Annotated in this window: 18 protein-coding genes; 10 read left to right on the top strand and 8 right to left on the bottom strand. The window is 37.5% G+C overall.

Features of this window, described 5'->3' with window-relative positions; genetic code table 11:
• Positions 1-313 precede the first annotated feature (313 nt).
• Complete coding sequence (locus tag DXZ23_RS05675; protein ID WP_017806490.1) at positions 314-460, top strand: helix-turn-helix domain-containing protein; 147 nt, start codon at positions 314-316, stop codon at positions 458-460.
• 66 nt (positions 461-526) lie between these two features.
• Here DXZ23_RS05675 and DXZ23_RS15850 read toward each other — a convergent pair whose 3' ends face one another.
• Positions 527-1069 carry a primase C-terminal domain-containing protein gene (locus tag DXZ23_RS15850; RefSeq protein WP_017806491.1) on the bottom strand — a complete coding sequence of 181 codons (543 nt, stop codon included), beginning with the start codon at positions 1067-1069 and terminating at the stop codon, positions 527-529.
• A 177-nt stretch (positions 1070-1246) separates the two neighbouring features.
• The gene (locus DXZ23_RS15845) at positions 1247-1624 is read right to left on the bottom strand and encodes a replication initiation protein (protein ID WP_017806492.1); all 378 of its coding nucleotides are present in this window, start codon (positions 1622-1624) and stop codon (positions 1247-1249) included.
• Positions 1625-2291: 667 nt separating this feature from the next.
• Here DXZ23_RS15845 and grxB point away from each other — a divergent pair.
• Together grxB and thrS are read left to right on the top strand one after the other, a co-directional pair.
• Positions 2292-2849, top strand: coding sequence for a glutaredoxin 2 (grxB, locus tag DXZ23_RS05665; RefSeq protein ID WP_017806493.1), 558 nt, complete (start codon positions 2292-2294; stop codon positions 2847-2849).
• A 193-nt stretch (positions 2850-3042) separates the two neighbouring features.
• Positions 3043-4974 (top strand): threonine--tRNA ligase, encoded by a 1932-nt coding sequence (gene thrS / locus DXZ23_RS05660; RefSeq protein ID WP_021724351.1) that lies wholly within the window; start codon positions 3043-3045, stop codon positions 4972-4974.
• A gap of 84 nt (positions 4975-5058) precedes the next feature.
• Here thrS and DXZ23_RS05655 read toward each other — a convergent pair whose 3' ends face one another.
• Positions 5059-5265, bottom strand: a complete 207-nt coding sequence (locus DXZ23_RS05655; protein ID WP_017806495.1) for a hypothetical protein — start codon at positions 5263-5265, stop codon at positions 5059-5061.
• A 180-nt stretch (positions 5266-5445) separates the two neighbouring features.
• Between DXZ23_RS05655 and DXZ23_RS05650 the strand changes: the two genes are divergently transcribed.
• Both DXZ23_RS05650 and DXZ23_RS05645 read left to right on the top strand, forming a co-directional pair.
• Entirely contained in the window at positions 5446-5718 is a 273-nt protein-coding gene (locus DXZ23_RS05650; protein ID WP_017806496.1) for a BrnT family toxin, read from the top strand.
• Positions 5699-5986, top strand: coding sequence for a BrnA antitoxin family protein (locus DXZ23_RS05645; protein ID WP_017806497.1), 288 nt, complete (start codon positions 5699-5701; stop codon positions 5984-5986). The genes DXZ23_RS05650 and DXZ23_RS05645 overlap by 20 nt, the downstream gene beginning before the upstream one ends.
• Positions 5987-6078: 92 nt before the next feature.
• Here DXZ23_RS05645 and DXZ23_RS05640 read toward each other — a convergent pair whose 3' ends face one another.
• The 4 genes from DXZ23_RS05640 to tehB form a co-directional block, all read right to left on the bottom strand.
• A complete protein-coding gene (locus tag DXZ23_RS05640; RefSeq protein WP_017806498.1) occupies positions 6079-7680 on the bottom strand; it encodes a VWA domain-containing protein in 1602 nt (533 codons plus the stop codon).
• A gap of 198 nt (positions 7681-7878) precedes the next feature.
• Complete coding sequence (locus DXZ23_RS05635) at positions 7879-9402, bottom strand: AAA family ATPase (protein ID WP_017806499.1); 1524 nt, start codon at positions 9400-9402, stop codon at positions 7879-7881.
• Positions 9403-9549: 147 nt separating this feature from the next.
• Entirely contained in the window at positions 9550-10200 is a 651-nt protein-coding gene (locus DXZ23_RS05630) for an IS1595-like element ISHpa1 family transposase (RefSeq protein WP_017806138.1), read from the bottom strand.
• Positions 10201-10376: 176 nt separating this feature from the next.
• Entirely contained in the window at positions 10377-11237 is an 861-nt protein-coding gene (gene tehB / locus DXZ23_RS05625; protein ID WP_017806500.1) for an SAM-dependent methyltransferase TehB, read from the bottom strand.
• Between the two features lie 235 nt (positions 11238-11472).
• On the opposite strand from tehB, the gene nrdR reads away from it, so the two are divergent.
• The 3 genes from nrdR to degS are packed head-to-tail and all read left to right on the top strand — an operon-like array spanning position 11473 to position 14084.
• Positions 11473-11922 (top strand): transcriptional regulator NrdR, encoded by a 450-nt coding sequence (gene nrdR / locus DXZ23_RS05620; RefSeq protein ID WP_017806501.1) that lies wholly within the window; start codon positions 11473-11475, stop codon positions 11920-11922.
• A gap of 1 nt (position 11923) precedes the next feature.
• Positions 11924-13048: a bifunctional diaminohydroxyphosphoribosylaminopyrimidine deaminase/5-amino-6-(5-phosphoribosylamino)uracil reductase RibD gene (gene ribD, locus DXZ23_RS05615; RefSeq protein WP_017806502.1), complete on the top strand. Its 1125-nt coding sequence runs from the start codon at positions 11924-11926 to the stop codon at positions 13046-13048.
• Positions 13049-13061: 13 nt separating this feature from the next.
• Positions 13062-14084 (top strand): outer membrane-stress sensor serine endopeptidase DegS, encoded by a 1023-nt coding sequence (gene degS, locus DXZ23_RS05610; RefSeq protein WP_035695864.1) that lies wholly within the window; start codon positions 13062-13064, stop codon positions 14082-14084.
• A gap of 190 nt (positions 14085-14274) precedes the next feature.
• On the opposite strand, the gene DXZ23_RS05605 is transcribed toward degS, so the two are convergent.
• On the bottom strand, positions 14275-15153 hold the full coding sequence (locus tag DXZ23_RS05605) for an RsiV family protein (protein WP_017806504.1): 879 nt from the start codon (positions 15151-15153) through the stop codon (positions 14275-14277).
• A 138-nt stretch (positions 15154-15291) separates the two neighbouring features.
• On the opposite strand from DXZ23_RS05605, the gene folP reads away from it, so the two are divergent.
• Positions 15292-16116, top strand: a complete 825-nt coding sequence (gene folP / locus DXZ23_RS05600; RefSeq protein WP_017806505.1) for a dihydropteroate synthase — start codon at positions 15292-15294, stop codon at positions 16114-16116.
• A gap of 131 nt (positions 16117-16247) precedes the next feature.
• Positions 16248-17582 carry a phosphoglucosamine mutase gene (gene glmM, locus DXZ23_RS05595; protein ID WP_017806506.1) on the top strand — a complete coding sequence of 445 codons (1335 nt, stop codon included), beginning with the start codon at positions 16248-16250 and terminating at the stop codon, positions 17580-17582.
• Positions 17583-17636 lie beyond the last annotated feature (54 nt).

Genomic DNA, 17636 nt, shown 5'->3' with positions numbered 1-17636 from the left:
AAAATCATTATATGATGATCTAGTGCTTAAATATGATTAAATGGATTAGATAAGATTACTACAATGAAAACAGTACAGCAATTAATCAACGAAATCACGCAGAAATAGGTAAAGCCCACAGAAACTAAAAAAGTGCAACTTGCTCAATTAACAATCAATTAGTTGTATTTTATTTTTAAAGAAATCAATAAAAATCAAATGATTAAGAATAAGATTAATCAACTGCTCAAGAATCAAGCAAAGTTAAGTTAAGAAATCCATTTTTTGTTATAGGCTTAGTTAAGTCATTAACCACAATGGAGAAAACTTAACAATGAATGATACTATCGATTACTATTTTTCTATCGCTGAACTTCAAGAACGATTAAGTATTAGTCGTTCAACTGTATTACGATTAATTGAAGCTAAAAAATTATTTTCTATTAAAATCGGGCGACAAGTTCGTATTCCTGAAACATAGATAAAAAACTATTTGGCAACTTGTCAATAATAAAAAAGCTACTAAATTTTTAGTAGCTTTAATTTTTTAATTTAAACTATCACAATAGCGTTTGAATAACATCTTAGCATTTCCAACAGTTAAATTTAATTGTTTTGCGATATCTTGCCATTTTATTTTTTGGCTTCTTAATTTTAAAATTGTTTCCCCTTGATTTTTCTTATCAATTTTAACTTTTGATTTGTAATAATTTGTTTCTTTAAGCCAACGATTGATTGTACTTAAGCTGACATTAAATTCTTTAGCGAGTTGTGTCAATGATTTATTAGGTTTCACTAAATCAAATTGGCTTATAAATTCAGATTTAACTTTTTGTTGTTCAGCCCAACGTGATTTACTTCTTTTTGATTGTATTTCACTAAATTTTTCAGGTGTAAATTTAGACCAAATCCAATTTGACGAACTTTTAGCAATACCTTTTAATTCAGAATCATTTAACGGTGAATCCAATTTTTGATTTAGAATCATCAATTCAGACATCAAGTAACGATGAAAATCATTGAAATGTTTTCCTGATTTTTTGAAATGTAACACTTCACGATAGCCAATTGATTTTATTTCATCAAACAAATAACAATTTCTTCCTTCAATAATTTTATCATTATCACGTTTTATTTTGGCTCTTGTATTTGAAAGATCGACATAATCAGCTAATAAATCTAAACTGTATGCTGGTACATTAAATACGATTGTCTGCCAAAAATCTGAATTAGGATTTTTCGTTAATAAGCCAACATAATGTCTGTCCTAGTTTAATTTTTGTGTATAAGCACTCTTAATTCGTTCAAAATAAGCAATCGGTCGCCATCTTGCATTTGCAGTATTACAAATAGGTGATTCAAGGGCATAAATGTAATGACAACGACCGTTTAATTTATTTTTTACAACAATATTTGGCGATGGTAAGCCAACAAGTTCCCAATTCATTGTTGAATTTTCTTCATCTAAATCAAGCACCATAAATTTGATAAACAAATCGTTAAATTGAATATACTTATGTGTTAATGCAACTTCTTTTTGATTAAAATACACACCGTTGTCAAAATTATCTGTTGATTTAAGTCTTTCACTTAAACTGTTATTAAAATCATTGAGTGTAAAAACTTTTCGATTGAATACATACATATAAAATCCTCCATTATTAATTATTATGTTCAGCTGAAATATCAATTTCAACATAACATGAAAAATTTAATTCTTAACATTTTTTGTTTATTTTGTAATCAGTTGATTAGTTGTTAATGATTGTTTGATTGAATATCAACCAATAAATGTATTTGTACCCTTTATACGTATTAAGTCCATTTAATTACATCTACTAATCAATTCATTTAAATTAATTTCTAATCATAATATCTTGAAATGGTATGATATTGTGTTACGAATACAAGTAATGTAATTATAAACAGTTTAATCATTCAATTAATCTTGTTATCAATTCATTTAAATTAACTTCTAATCATTATTATCTGAAATGGTATGATATTTTGTTACTGTGAGATTATGGTAAGGCTTGAGTTATTTATGCTACATCATGGAAATGTTTAACTTGGTAGAATGGTTGTATTATAATGGGAGCAAGAGTATTTTCAGACTGATGTGATATGTAGCTTAGATATAACGATCTAGTGATCGTTTTTTATACATAGTTTAGGATAGACATTTCATTATAGTAACCATATTAGTAACCAAGGTGATGTTGTTTCAAATTAAAATGCTATAAATTACAATTAGTTATATAGTTATAAGCAATTTTTGGTTTAAAAATATACCAGTGGAAAAGGTGGTATTGTTGAGTGATGATGAAACTACGCCCGTTTCGCTTATCGGCAAAAAAATGGCACCAATTTTGATTAAAGAAGACGGCACAGCAATGCCAGAAAGTTTGGATATTGTGCATTATGTGGATCAAAATTATGGTGATCTGTTGTTGCCAGATGATGAGGTGCGTAGCGATCTTCAAGCGTGGATGCAGGCAGTGAGCCGTTATTATAATCATCTTTTATTACCGCGTTTTGTGAAATTAGGCTTACCTGAATTTGCTACCCAAAGTGCGGTGGATTATTTCGTTAAAAAGAAAACCGAAAGTATTGGGGATTTTTCCGAAAATCTGGCAAATTCCGCCCAATATATCGAAAAATTACAGCAAGATTTCACCGCACTTGAGTATTTGATTTTGTCAGAAAATGGTGTGAATGATCAGCTTTCTATGGAAGACATTTTGCTTTTCCCAATGTTGCGTAATCTCACTTGCGTGAAAGGGCTTGTATTCCCGCCGAAAGTAAAAGCCTATGTGGAAACAATGGCAAAATTATTTCAAGTGGAATTATATTTCGATAAAGCTGTTTAAGCGTAAAGAACGTTGGTTTTCACGACAAAATAGCGTATGATCGCCTATTCATTTTAGACCAACGAAGTTCACCAAAGTGCCGTGCTGGGCAATACATTGTAGGTATGAAAAGTGCGGTGCTTTTTTACTTCATTTTTTTAATTTTATCAACAAGTTACCTCTCGTATGGGTAACCACTGTATAAGGATTTTATATGCCAATTATTACTTTACCCGATGGCTCACAACGCCAATTCGACAAACCCGTTAGCGTGCTTGAAGTGGCGCAAGATATTGGTGCGGGGCTAGCCAAAGCCACTATCGCGGGGCGTGTGAACGGTGAACGCCGTGATGCCTGCGATTTGATCGAAGATGATGCAACGTTAGAAATTATCACCGCAAAAGATGAAGACGGATTAGAAATTATTCGCCACTCTTGCGCGCATTTATTAGGACACGCCATTAAACAGCTTTTCCCTGATGTGAAAATGGCAATCGGGCCAACCATTGAAAACGGTTTCTATTATGATGTGGATTTAGACCGCTCTTTAACGCAAGAAGATCTTGATGCCATTGAAAAAAGAATGCACGAGCTGGCAAAAACCAATTATGACGTGGTGAAAAAACGGGTAAGCTGGCAAGAAGCAAGAGATACCTTTGAATCGCGTGGCGAGCCGTATAAAATGGCAATTTTAGATGAGAATATCGAAAAAACCGCAACGCCAGCACTGTATCATCACCAAGAATATATTGATATGTGCCGTGGGCCGCACGTGCCAAATATGCGTTTCTGTCATAATTTTAAATTACAAAAAGTGGCGGGGGCATACTGGCGTGGTGATAGCAAAAATAAAATGTTACAACGTATTTACGGCACGGCTTGGGCAGATAAAAAACAACTTGCCGCCTATTTACAACGCCTAGAAGAAGCAGCAAAACGGGATCACCGTAAAATTGGTAAAGCCCTTGATCTTTATCATATGCAAGAAGAAGCACCGGGTATGGTGTTCTGGCACAATGACGGCTGGACGATTTTCCGTGAGCTGGAAACCTTCGTGCGTACTAAATTGAAAGAGTACGATTACCAAGAAGTGAAAGGCCCATTTATGATGGATCGCGTTCTGTGGGAAAAAACAGGGCATTGGCAAAACTACGGTGATTTAATGTTCACGACTTCATCAGAAAACCGTGAATATGCTATCAAGCCAATGAACTGCCCTGGACACGTGCAAATTTTTAACCAAGGCTTGAAATCTTATCGTGATCTGCCTATTCGTATGGCGGAATTTGGTTCGTGCCACCGTAACGAGCCATCAGGTTCATTGCACGGTTTAATGCGTGTACGCGGTTTTACTCAAGATGACGCACATATTTTCTGTACAGAAGATCAAATTGAAAGCGAAGTAACCAGTTGTATCCGTATGGTGTACGATATTTACAGCACCTTTGGTTTCAACAATATTCAGGTAAAACTTTCTACTCGTCCAGAAAAACGCATTGGTTCTGATGAAATGTGGGACAGAGCAGAACAGGGTTTAGCCAATGCCTTAAAACACAATGGCTTAGATTATGAAATTCAAGAGGGCGAAGGGGCATTTTATGGGCCGAAAATTGAATTTGCCTTGCGTGATAGCCTAGATCGTGAATGGCAATGTGGCACAATTCAGCTTGATTTCGCCTTACTGGGGCGTTTAAATGCCTCTTATGTGGCGGAAGATAATGACCGCAGAACGCCAGTGATGATCCACCGTGCGATTTTAGGGTCATTAGAGCGTTTTATCGGAATTATCACCGAAGATTACGCGGGCTTCTTCCCACCTTGGCTTGCTCCAACCCAAGCGGTGGTGATGAACATTACCGATAGCCAAGCGGATTATGTGAAAGATGTGGTGAAAGCCCTTTCTGACGCAGGATTGCGTGCCAAAGCAGATTTACGCAACGAAAAAATCGGCTTTAAAATCCGTGAACACACCTTAAAACGTGTGCCTTATATGTTAGTCTGTGGTGATAAAGAAATTGCTGAGGGCAAAATCGCCGTGCGTACCCGTAAAGGCGCTGATTTAGGCACGTTCACCGTGGCAGAATTCACCGACATTCTGAAAAACCAAGTGAAAAATCGAGAATTGAAGTTGTTGGGTGAAGAATAATCATCGTTTAAAATCAAAGGCTTAATTTATTAAGCTGAAAGTGAAAAGTATAAGAGGGAGTATAGCTCTCTCTTATTTTTACCATTATTCAGAAGAACAAAAATAGTCGTATAGACAATAGCCAGCGTAGGCAATACCCGCAACAAGTGCTGTTTGACCTGTGAAGATGGCTACTTTTGTTGCTGTGCAGGGTTCAGTTTCTTCTTTAATTTTTTCAAGTACCTCTTCGAGTGATTCGTCTTCAAGGTTTTCGTTTTCCATTTTGTTTTCTATCAGAAGTTGATTTTCCATTGAAATGCTCCTTTGTTTGTTAATCTTGGCATTATTCTAATTGAGCAATGAAAAATCCGTGCGTCAGGTTGTGTCGTGAGGGAAAATTTTTTTATTTTTCTAATCAAAGAGCATTAAAAAGATTGCCACTTTACTATTTTGTATATACAATTAATTTAAATAGATGAACGGAAGCTCAAAATGAAAATTGAATTTGATCCGAATAAATCATTAAAAAATGAGAAAGAACGTGGCTTACCTTTTACGAAGATGGTGAAATTTGATTGGACAACCGCACTAATTTGGCAAGATCTTCGTTTTAATTATCCAGAGCCTCGTTATATTGCGTTAGGTTTAATTGATGACCGAGTACATATGGCTTGTGTTACGCCAATAGAACAAGGTGTGAGAGTGATCAGCTTTAGAAAGGCAAATAAGAGAGAGGTTAAGCGTTATGTCGAAAGTAGAAAATGAATTTAATGATATTCCATTAACAGACGAAGAATTGGCACAATTTCGCCCTGTGGCAGAAGTTATGCCAGCTGCTTTCACTAAAATGGTTTTTGAGCATACTGAAGCCATAAAGAAAAGTAGAGGCAAACAAAAAGCCCCAACTAAACAAGCGGTGAGCTTACGTCTTTCGCCCGAAGTGATTACGGCGTTTAAGGCGACAGGGAAAGGCTGGCAAAGTCGGATTAATGACACCTTATTAAAGGCGATTAAAACCCTTGAGGTGAATTAATTTACGAGTTTTGCGAATTAGTTTTGGACGTTGTGAAAGGGGTTGAAGCAAAAGAAACCGCCGTTAGGGCGGTTTTTATCTTTTTTCTTCGGCTATGGCGATGAAGTTGGCTTGATAAGATCAACAATTTCGCCCGTTTTTGGGGAGTATTTCCATTGGTTGTCGAAAATGGAAAGTAACGAATTTATATTGTTCTGACTGGATATAGCTAAGGCATTAAATTTGGTTTTCTTCTGTTTTTGCATTTCTATCTTCTCGTGTATTTCTAAGCTAAATGGAGGTATTTCAAAATCAGAAATCACTAAGACATCTGCTTTTGCATAGTTTTTTCGTTGCAACAAATCTAATGCATAGTTCAATGCTGGTTCGACATCTGTGCTGCCGTGGAATGAACCTTGAAGGAAAGAAATAAGGTTTTCAATAGTTTTTCTCTTAGTATGTTCATAAGTTACAATTTGCTTAGAAAAGTTAATAATAAAATAAGCCCTTTTTTGTGCTTTCGCTTCTTGACCTGGATAAAGTGCTATCGCTTTAGCAATATTTTCAGGATCGCCCATCATTGAACCGCTGGTATCGACGCATAAAATCATTGGACCTGTACGTTCATCTTCAGCCACCTCTTTTGGCGTGCTTTGGCTTTGTGTGGCAAAGGTTATTCCTTGTTGTTGAAAGCACATTAATTTATTTTCTAAAAATTTAAGGTCAAATAACACCGCACTTTCTTCATTATTTAATAATGCTAATTCAGCAGGTAAAATATTTTCTAGCTCTTTGCCTAAATAAAGCCCTACTATTTCTTCTTTTGCTCGATAATCAATGACAGGATTATGTTGTTCAGCATTTTCCATTTCTTTTTTTATTTTAGTCGCATTGTTTTTACCAAAGGCACGTCCCAATAAATCAAGGATCTCTTTGAGTTTTTTCACCTTTTTTAATTGAGTATTTAATATTTCTAAAAATTTCGTATCTTGCGGCGTGAGATTATCGATATCATCACTAATACCCAACAAAAAGAATATAGAAAGGTTTAATTTTTCTTTAAATGATTTAATATTTAAAGATATTTTTGCTTGTTGCCATTTATATTCCACTTTATCAAGTTCTTTTTTCCATTGTTGCAGAAGGTAATCATAGAGCATTTTTTGTTCTTCCCCTGAGTTTATCTTTTTTTCAAGAAATGTAAAATCAAAAGATAGATTATTGGCATTACAAAAGGCTTTATAGTCGTCAAGAAGTTGAGTAGTAAACGAATTATCTGTATCTTGTTTATTTTCATCTTTAGAATTTGTAGGGTTAGCATTGTTTTCATAATGTGCAATTTTATGATAATAGGATTTAAAAGGATTTTCCTGCTGTAATTTTTTATATTCAGGCAAGAATTGTTTCTCTATTAATTCATTGAGTTTGGAAGAATTTCTTTTTTCTTTCCTCATTCCTTTATAAATATATTTTTTGAAATGCTGATAGAGCGTTTCTATTTTTTTTAGATCATTTTTCCATTTAAATCTAGCAAAATCACAGAAAAGATCATTCTCTTCGGTTTGTAGTTTTTCTTGCCAAAATTCTGAATCAAAATGAATTGCCATATCTTGACAAAATGATTGATATGATTTGAATAATTCTTCTGCATTTGATTCATCTTCTAAAATAGTCAAATACGTTTGTCTTTTTTTCTGATATTGTGAAGATTTCATTTTTTCCCTCAGGATAATCGTTTTAGCATTCTCTATATTGAATTGGTCGAAGTTCCGCAATTCGCTCTAATTCCAATTGTGCAATTTTTAGATCTTTTTCATTATCTTTAAATGGTATTAGACTTATTCTTTTTTCTTGTTTAGATAAAAAAAGATTTTTGTTATTATTTTTTATTTTTATTGTATTTAATTCTGTATTTATTTTAGCATTTTTATCTTTTCATTTAGACTTTTTGCTAAAATTAACTCTTTTTCTGTTTGTAATGTTTTTGGAGAATTTTTATTAAATAGGAGACTGGGGTAAAAAAGAATAGGGATTCTCATTGTAAAAATACCATTTCTTACAGAACGAACAGAAAACATATCTACATCAAGCTTTTTTATATAACAATTTTTTATTTCTTTTCCCGAATGATCGATAGGGTGGAAAAAAGCATTATTTTTTTCATTGGCTGGAATGTAAAAAAGAATATCTCCCACTGCATCTACATTAATATCATTATAAAATCTTTTTTTAGTAAGAAGATCTATACTGTCATTATTGACGGATTGAGTAGTAAAAGCATAATATTCCTTACCATCGTTCAACGTTACTGTATGATAAACATCTTCCTGATAATAATATAATTCTGAAATTTTTTGCTCTAATTGGTTTAAATTAAAGTGTTGAATATAATCCATTCCAAATGGTTTAGTAATAACCGAATCAACAACCTCCGCAATATATTCTCGATTTTCTGGCGTTGTCCATAAACAATATTTAAGTAAAAACAGATCGGTAAGATTGGTTTCTGTGCGATCATTACAAAAGGCAGAGGCTTTTAATAACATTGCTGCCCGTTGCCAACGGCGGTCAGACACATAGATAGATGGAGTTTCTTCTTTCTCTTCCTCTGCGTTTTCTTCAGTGGTAGCAGTTTCTGCCGTGCCTTTCTTTGTTTTAGACGCTTTTTTCTTTTTCTCTTGCTCTGCTTGGTTCAACCGCTGGCGAATTTGTTGAATCGCCTCAAGGGTTTCTTCGCTGAGTTGCACTTCTTGAATTTGCTGCCTCCATTGCTGCATTTCGTGATTGCTAATAATCAGATCTTGATCGAGATACAATTTTTCTGCACTCGGCTTGCTATTGAGCAGTTGGTTGAAAGTGGCATTGCTTTGAATAGGCGGCACGAGCATACGCACAATAAAGCGATCATAAAGTGCTTCTAAGCCTTGATTTTCTTCAGGAATTTCATTAGATGCCGCAATCAAAGATTTCAACGGCACATCAATGCGATCGCTCCCATTTTTGAACAAATGTTCATTAATAATTGTGAGCAAATTGTTCAAAATTGCAGGGCTAGATTTCCAAATTTCATCTAAGAAAGCAAAATCTGCCGTCGGCAAGTAGCCTTCAATCTGTCGTACATAATTATCTTCTTTTAACGCTTTAAGCGAAATCGGGCCAAAAATCTCTTCAGGCGTGGTGAAGCGGTTCATTAAACATTCAAAATAATTTTTGCTTTCAAAAGCACAGGCTAAACGGCGAGAAATCAAACTTTTCGCCGTCCCTGGTGGGCCATAAAGAAAGGTGTTATGCCCTGCAATTGCAGCCAACAAACTCACCGCAAGAATATGCTCCCGCTCGTGCATTCCCTGATTAAGCTGACGCAACAGTTTTTTCAATCTCGCCTGCTTCCCTTGACCATCGATAACGTTGCTTTCTAAATCATATTGATTTTCCATTAAAATCCCTCTCTGTTTGTTAAGTTGAGCATTATTTTAATAGCACAATGAAAAATCCGTGCGTCAGGTTGTGTCGTGGGGGAAATTTTTATCAAGAGAAGATATTGACGGGTAAAATAAAATTATTTTTGGGGCTGTCCTAGATAACTAGACTAAACTCCCTTTAACCAATTGTTTTAAAATAGAAATTTGACTTTTTATGTTGCTGTAATTAAAACGCCATTCACATTCCTTTAAATAAAGCTCAAAATGCGCTTTTGGGATACCATTAAATTTGCGTAAATGGCGTTTTGCTTGGCTCCAAAAATTCTCAATTCCGTTAATGTGGTTATGATTTTCAGCAAAATGTGTGCTGTGATTGATACGAAAATGACTAAATTCACTCACATCAAGCACGTCATAACTACGATAATTATCGGTGTAAACAATACTATCAGGCTTTACCTGCTCCCGAATAATGGGTAACAAGGTGGCAGATTGCGTATTTGGAACCGCAACGGTATAAACCTTGCCATTGCGCTTGAGAAGCCCGAATACCGCAATTTTCCCTGCCGCACCACGACCACGTTTGCCTTTGCGAGCACCGCCAAAATAACTTTCATCGGCTTCAATTTCACCTTCAAACATCTCTAAGTGAAGGCTGTTTTGATAGATGAGTTGGCATAAACGATGAAAGTAATATGCGGCAGTCGTTTTGTTTACATTGACTAACTCTGCTGCTGTCCTTGCAGTAACACCTGCAACAAATAGCTCAATGAGTTTATTTTGTTTGTGCTGACTTAGACAACTTTTTCTCATTGGTTCATTCTAACCTAAATAGATTTTTTAGTTGTTATCTAGGACAGCCCCTTATTTTTGTATTTATCTATATAGGTAGTTAAAGACATTTAGTCATTAAAGTGAAATAGGATAAAGAGGGAAAAACAAGGCGAATATGAGGATCCGCCTCGTTTTTTTAGCATATTGTGTAATATTTATTTTTTCTTCGCCAACATCGTCACAAATTTCATTTTGATGCGGTTGCCGTTTTCATCGGTTTTGTGCAGTTCGCCCATTTCTTCTTGATATTTAATGAGTTCCCAGCCTTGGTAATAATGTTTTAGTTCGCCCTCTTTGAACGTGAAAGAAAACGGCAGCGGGCAAGGCACATCATTGGTACTCATTGCGGCGACAATTAAATTATAACCGCCCGCGTTGGTGTGGGCTTGCATATTTTCGATAATTGCAGGAATGGCATTGCGATCAAGGAACATAAAGACCACCGTAGAAAGAATAAAATCGTAATTTTCTTGGATATTGGCAGTATTAATATTATAAAGTGCGGTCTGAATTTTTAGCGTTTCTTTCTCCGCGGTGCTGGTGAGGAAAGCAAGGCTATTTTCATTGTGATCCCAAGCGGTTACCTCATAACCGAGCAGGCTTAAAAAGAGCGAATTACGCCCCTGTCCACAGCCGAGATCTAATACTTTGCAAGGCGGGATAATTTCCACCGCACTTTTTACTTCGGAATGGGTTGGGGTCATATTGTATTTTTTACTGAAATAATCTTCTTTTTTGCAATAAAATTCCAAGTAGCATTCTAAATCCTCAGAGGCGGCTTCGACACGATGCCAAACTTGTGGCTCAACGAAAGGCGTGTCATCTTGAGCGGTAAAAATATGCTCGCTCATCACTTCACCTTCTTCCGTTAAAACAAAAAATTTGAGTTTGCCTTGCAAGACGGTGATTTTCCCCCAAGTGCCGACTTTGGTGTTGTGTTTTTCTTGGAACATTTTTGGCAGGCTGTCTTTATTCCACACGGGCATTTTTTTGTAGCAGATGAGTTCGTTTTTCATTATGTTCTCCAAAGGTCAAAATAGTTGAGTAATATAGTAGGAAATAAAGTTTGACTAAGCAATATCTTGTCAATAAAAAATTGATCTAGCTCATTATCCACGAATGAGTGAGCGTTCACTGAAAGAGATCGTAAATTAAGGTAAATTTTGTTAAACTACGCCTATTTTTATAATGAATGCCAATCCCTTTTTGATTATACAAAAATGAAAGGGGAAGCGAGAAAATAGAGGTGTTATGCGTTGTCCTTTTTGTTCGACCGAAGAAACAAAAGTGATCGATAGCCGCTTGGTTTCTGATGGTTTCCAAGTTCGCCGCCGTCGCGAATGTGGTAAATGCCACGAGCGTTTTACCACCTTTGAAAGTGCGGAATTAGTGATTCCGAAAATTATTAAAAGCGATCAATCCCGCGAGCCATTTCACGAAGAAAAATTACGCCGCGGCATTTTACACGCCCTTGAAAAACGTCCCGTGAGTGCTGATGATGTGGAAAAAGCCATCAGCCATATAATTCACCAGTTGAGAGCCACAGGCGAGCGGGAAGTACCAAGCGAATTGGTGGGGCGATTGGCGATGAGTGCCTTGAAAAAATTAGATAAAGTTGCCTATATTCGTTTTGCTTCTGTTTATCTAAGTTTTGATAACATCAATGAATTTAGCAAAGAAATTGAGAAACTGAAGGATTAATATGCAAGAGAAATTTACTCAGCGAGATCACGAATTTATGCAAATGGCACTGGATCTTGCCAAATTAGGGCGTTTTACCACCACGCCAAATCCTTCCGTTGGCTGTGTGTTAGTGAAAAATGGCGGGGTCATTGGCAAAGGTTTTCACTTGAAAGCGGGGGAACCGCACGCGGAAGTAATGGCATTGCGTGAAGCGGGGGAAAATGCACGGGGGGCAACTGCTTACGTTACGCTTGAGCCTTGTTCCCATTTTGGTCGCACACAACCTTGTGCGAAAGGATTAATTGAAGCAGGTGTGGCGAAAGTGATCGCCGCAATGACTGATCCGAACCCTCAAGTGGCAGGGCGTGGGTTGGCAATGTTACAACAAGCGGGCGTTGAAACTGCGGTGGGCTTATTGGCTGAAAAAGCGGAATTGCTCAATCAAGGCTTTTTAACCCGAATGCGGCATAACCGCCCCTTTGTGCAACTCAAAATGGCGATGAGCCTTGATGGTCGCACCGCAATGGCAAATGGCGAAAGTAAATGGATTACTGGGGAATTGGCTCGCCAAGATGTTCAACAATATCGTGCGAGTGCGAGTGCGATTTTATCGACCAGTGAAACCGTGCTAATGGATAATCCGATGCTGAATGTGCGTTGGACACAGCTTCCCGCTGAAGTGCAACAACAATATCCCGATACAGCACTTCGCCAGCCAGTGCGGATTATTTTAGATAGCCAACATCGCGTTACGCCAGAATGTCAATTATTTCAACAACCTACCCCTGTATGGTTGGTGGGGTATCAAGAACGGGATTTATCCGCATTCCCTGAATTTTGTCAATCTATTCAAATTGAAAAAACACCAGATTTTTTCACCGCACTTTTAAAGTACTTATCAGAACAGCAAATTAACACCTTGTGGGTTGAAGCTGGCTCAGGGTTAGCTGGGGCATTAATTGAGGCGAAATGGGTGGATGAATTGATCGTTTACATTGCTCCAAAATTATTAGGAGATCAAGGCAAGGGGCTTTGTCACTTGCCTCATTTACATAAACTTGCTGATGCTCCGCATTGGACATTACAATCTGTTACACCGATTGGCGATGATTTAAAACTAATCTATCATCCAAAAAATGAATAAAATGGGAGTTTTAATGTTAAAAAAAATAATCCAATCTATCTTTATTGGTTTAGTTGCGGCAGCTTTCATCTTGTTTGTGATACCCTTTTTTAATCAAGGAGGAGCTTTATTCCAAAAAGACATTTTTTCTTTTAAAGATGCCGTGCGTATAGCATCTCCCGCAGTGGTGAATGTGTATAGTCAATCTTTTTCTGCTACCAATAATCATTCAGAAACAACGAGTTTAGGTTCTGGCGTGATAATGGCAAAAGAGGGGTATATTCTCACTAATAAACATGTTATTCAAAATGCGGATCAAATTGTGGTCGCGATGCAAAATGGACGTATTTTTGAAGCAAGTGTGATTGGTTCTGATAGCTTGACAGATCTTGCAGTGTTAAAAATCCGTGCTGATAATTTAGCAACTATTCCGAATACCAAGCGTAAACTACACGTTGGTGATGTAGTACTGGCTATTGGTAATCCTTATAATTTAGGGCAAAGCGTATCGCAGGGGATTATTAGTGCCTTGGGGCGTAATGCTGTAGGGGATTATATGGCGCGTCAAAATTTTATTCAAACAGATGCATCTATTAATCGTGGAAATTCAGGTGGTGCTTTGATTAATTCTTTGGGGGAATTGGTTGGGATTAGCACGTTAAGCCTCGGTAAAAATGCCAATGAAATTGCTGAAGGGTTGAATTTTGCTATTCCTATTGATCTTGCAAATGATGTTATGAAAAAAATTATTCGTGATGGGCGAGTGATACGCGGTTTTCTAGGTATTCAGACGGATGTCCTTTTTAATGATGGACAAAGTGGAAAAACAAAAGGTATTGAAATCACGAGTGTAATGGAAAATAGTCCAGCAGCAAAAGCGGGATTACAAGCTGGAGATATTATGTTGCAATTTGGTGATGTGAAAGCACAATCACCCGCACAAATGATGAATGTCATCAGCAATACTAAACCGAATACTACAGTAAATGTTTTAATTTCTCGTCTTGGTAGAATTTTTACTTTACCCGTTGTTATTGAAGAATATGCTGTTGAGTAAATGCTTTTTATTACTTAGTATTTATCAAATTTTGAGATGTTAGTCACAAATTTAGATATTCCTTTTTGCATTTTTTCTTAGAAGAGATATGCTATTGAAGCATAAGATAAGTGCTATTCTAATAGCCAATAGTGGTCATATTTTGCTTTCCTAATTGTGCCTCAAATGAGGCACATTTTTTATATTGTCATTACCACTCAAATTTTATCAATTCTGCTTCCTCTTGCTCCCAAGGTAACGTTAGGGTAATTTCACCGAAAGCGTAGGGGAATAGAGCATAAGGCTGATAAACGAAGTTCACGCCGTCTTGATCAAAATAAAAATCGGGCGAAATATAAAAATCGGTTTTCTCTATATAATTTGTATTAAAATTAGCCTCTTTGCTGAGATCATCGTAGACTTTCCATAGTGCGTTTAGGATAGCAGGTTGATCTTTTTTATCTATCAGTTGATCTAAAGTAACAAGGGATTGCTTATCTACATCAATATTAAGATATTCTGATATTTCTATCCCGTGAGCCCCCCCTTCATAGGAATAAATCGTATTATGAAATCCTACCCAATTATTTTTTTGCCCAAGATAAGTCGTTTGCACAGCAAATTCCATTCCGCGGTTTCCATTTTTCTTTGCAACCTCAAGAGAACGCTGATGAATAAGAGTAAAAAGCTGCGTCAGATTGGCTTTACTGAGGATTGTGGGCAATACTTCTGGTTGTGATTCTTGCGTTTCATTGATTTGATTAAGATGCTTTAAATAATTTATGCCTTGCTTGTATTGTGTATTAAGAAGTAATTGGTTAAGCCAAGGTACTTGTGTTTCCGCGAGATTTACATAAGTGAACAGGCTAGCTTGTTCTTTTTCACCATTGTTTGAGGATATTTCAATGGTTTCTCCTTTGTTAAAAATATTAACAGTTTTCACATTTAAAGCGGGAAATTCAGCTTTTTGTTCTGTTGCTACTTGCGTTTGTGTCGCAGCTTTAGGTTCAATTTTGACATTGTCTTTATCATTGCAGGCAGAAAGCAATAAAACAGCACTAACGCTCAGTGTGAGAAATGTTTTTTTCATTAAGATGGCTCCTTCTAGTTTCATAAGCTTCACTAGTATAAGCAATATCATCTTCTTTTACGATAAGAAATCCTGTGTATTTTGTTTAGCCAAATATTCCGCTATAATTGACCGCACTTTTATTGCGTGAAAAAAATGATGAAGTTACAAGCAAATAATAAAATCCTTTCTTTATCTCAGCCCCAAATTATGGGGATTTTGAATGTGACACCAGACTCATTTTCTGACAGTGGGCGATTTTTTCAAAAGGATAACGCATTATTCCAAGTTGAAAAAATGCTCAATGAAGGTGCGACGATCATTGATATTGGCGGGGAATCAACCCGACCAATGGCGGAAGAAGTTACACTTGAACAGGAATTGGCACGTGTTGTTCCCATTGTTGAAGCGGTGAGAATGCGTTTTGATTGCTGGATTTCTGTGGATACCTCAAAAGCGGAGGTAATGGCAGAAAGTGCGAAAGTGGGAATGGATCTCATCAATGATATTCGGGCTTTGACAGAGCCAAATGCCTTGCAAACTGCTGTGCAATTAGGTTTACCCACTTGCATAATGCATATGCAAGGGCAGCCTCGCACAATGCAGCAGAATCCGCATTATGATGATGTGGTGCAAGAGGTGCTAAATTTCTTAAAAAATCGCACCGCACTTTGTTTGACAGCAGGAATGAAAAAAGAAAACATCATTTGGGATCTTGGTTTCGGGTTTGGCAAAACCGTGCAACATAATTATCAACTTTTGCAACAGCTAGCACAATTTACCCAAGATTATCCCGTGTTAGCGGGAATGTCGCGTAAATCAATGATTGGGGCAGTTTTGGATAAGCCCGTTAATGAACGCGTAACGGGTAGTGTTGCCGCCGCTTTGATTGCGGTGAACAATGGGGCAAAAATTGTACGAGTTCACGATGTTGCTCCCACGGCTGAAGCATTAAAAATTTGGCAAGCCACGCAAGAGGCGTAATTTAATCAATAAATAGCGTTATTGTTGTTAGGCTTCAAAATCATATTGGCTCACTTCGCTTCTACCGTACTATTTGTGCCTTACCTATTTTGAACCTTAATGGCAATATTTTTATATCATAAGGAAAATCAATGACAGAACGTAAGTATTTTGGCACCGATGGCGTGCGTGGAAAAGTTGGCATTTCACCTATTACTCCCGATTTCGTGTTAAAACTCGGCTGGGCAGCGGGGAAAGTTTTGGCCACACAAGGCTATGGTACAGTATTAATTGGTAAAGATACCCGCATTTCGGGTTATATGTTGGAATCCGCCCTTGAGGCAGGTTTAGCCGCTGCGGGGCTTTCCGCCGCCTTCACAGGTCCAATGCCAACGCCCGCGATTGCGTATTTAACACGCACTTTCCGTGCCGAAGCGGGCATTGTCATCTCCGCGTCGCATAACCCTTATTATGATAACGGAATCAAATTTTTCTCCACGCAAGGCACGAAGTTGCCCGATGATGTGGAAGAAGCCATTGAAGCGATGTTAGAACAGCCGATAGATTGCGTAGAATCCGCTCAACTAGGGCGTGCTAGCCGTATTAATGACGCGGCTGGGCGTTACATTGAGTTTTGTAAAAGCACGTTCCCCGCACATTTGAGCCTAGAAAATTACAAAATCGTGGTGGATTGTGCCAATGGGGCGACCTATCACATTGCCCCTAATGTAATGCGTGAATTAGGGGCGGAGGTGATTGAAATCGGCACACAGCCGAATGGTATGAACATCAACGAAAAATGCGGGGCGACAGACATTAAAGCTTTGCAAGACAAAGTGTTAGAAACTAAAGCGGACATCGGTTTAGCCTATGACGGCGATGGCGATCGCTTGATCTTAGTGGATCATCTCGGTAACAAAGTTGATGGCGACCAAGCCCTGTTCATTATTGCCCGCGAAGCTTTGCGTGCAGGCAAATTAAAAGGCGGCGTGGTTGGTACGTTAATGAGTAATATGCGTCTTGAATTGGCATTGAAAGAATTAGCCATTCCTTTCGTGCGTGCCAATGTGGGCGACCGCTATGTATTAGAAAAAATGCAGGAAAAAGGCTGGTTGCTCGGCGGTGAAAACTCAGGGCATATCATCATTGCGGATAAAAATACCACGGGCGACGGCATTGTTGCCTCTTTAGCGGTGTTAGCAGCAATGGTTGAACATCGTTTATCCCTTCACGAATTGGCAAGTGCGGTGCAACTTTTCCCTCAAGTGCTGATTAATGTTCGGTTTGCGGGCGGCAACAATCCGCTTGAGAGTGAACAAGTGAAAGCCGTAGCGGAACAAGTAGAACAACGCCTTGCGGGCAAAGGGCGTATTTTGCTCAGAAAATCAGGTACAGAACCACTTATTCGCGTAATGGTGGAATGTGAAGATGGCACGCTTGCTCAGCAATGTGCAGAAGAGATCGCCGACGCAGTGCGTGCAAATTAAAAGTGTGGTAGGAAAAAGAAGCGATTTTTTCGCTTCTTTTATTTGAAAATAAAT

The organism is Avibacterium paragallinarum, from assembly GCF_900450705.1.
GTDB lineage: Bacteria > Pseudomonadota > Gammaproteobacteria > Enterobacterales > Pasteurellaceae > Avibacterium > Avibacterium paragallinarum.
The sequence above is the reverse complement of the archived record's forward strand: the minus strand, read 5'-3'. Positions and strand labels throughout refer to the sequence as shown.

Excerpts from the sequence above, each read along its gene's own strand:
- DXZ23_RS05675 (WP_017806490.1), top strand. The coding sequence starts at position 314 with ATGAATGATACTATCGATTACTATTTTTCTATCGCTGAACTTCAAGAA.
- folP (WP_017806505.1), top strand. The coding sequence starts at position 15,292 with ATGAAGTTACAAGCAAATAATAAAATCCTTTCTTTATCTCAGCCCCAA.
- tehB (WP_017806500.1), bottom strand. The coding sequence starts at position 11,237 with ATGAAAAACGAACTCATCTGCTACAAAAAAATGCCCGTGTGGAATAAA.
- nrdR (WP_017806501.1), top strand. The coding sequence starts at position 11,473 with ATGCGTTGTCCTTTTTGTTCGACCGAAGAAACAAAAGTGATCGATAGC.
- DXZ23_RS05605 (WP_017806504.1), bottom strand. The coding sequence starts at position 15,153 with ATGAAAAAAACATTTCTCACACTGAGCGTTAGTGCTGTTTTATTGCTT.
- DXZ23_RS05655 (WP_017806495.1), bottom strand. The coding sequence starts at position 5,265 with ATGGAAAATCAACTTCTGATAGAAAACAAAATGGAAAACGAAAACCTT.
- glmM (WP_017806506.1), top strand. The coding sequence starts at position 16,248 with ATGACAGAACGTAAGTATTTTGGCACCGATGGCGTGCGTGGAAAAGTT.
- DXZ23_RS05640 (WP_017806498.1), bottom strand. The coding sequence starts at position 7,680 with ATGAAATCTTCACAATATCAGAAAAAAAGACAAACGTATTTGACTATT.
- DXZ23_RS05645 (WP_017806497.1), top strand. The coding sequence starts at position 5,699 with ATGTCGAAAGTAGAAAATGAATTTAATGATATTCCATTAACAGACGAA.
- DXZ23_RS05650 (WP_017806496.1), top strand. The coding sequence starts at position 5,446 with ATGAAAATTGAATTTGATCCGAATAAATCATTAAAAAATGAGAAAGAA.
- DXZ23_RS15845 (WP_017806492.1), bottom strand. The coding sequence starts at position 1,624 with ATGTATGTATTCAATCGAAAAGTTTTTACACTCAATGATTTTAATAAC.
- ribD (WP_017806502.1), top strand. The coding sequence starts at position 11,924 with ATGCAAGAGAAATTTACTCAGCGAGATCACGAATTTATGCAAATGGCA.
- thrS (WP_021724351.1), top strand. The coding sequence starts at position 3,043 with ATGCCAATTATTACTTTACCCGATGGCTCACAACGCCAATTCGACAAA.
- degS (WP_035695864.1), top strand. The coding sequence starts at position 13,062 with ATGTTAAAAAAAATAATCCAATCTATCTTTATTGGTTTAGTTGCGGCA.
- DXZ23_RS05630 (WP_017806138.1), bottom strand. The coding sequence starts at position 10,200 with ATGAGAAAAAGTTGTCTAAGTCAGCACAAACAAAATAAACTCATTGAG.
- DXZ23_RS05635 (WP_017806499.1), bottom strand. The coding sequence starts at position 9,402 with ATGGAAAATCAATATGATTTAGAAAGCAACGTTATCGATGGTCAAGGG.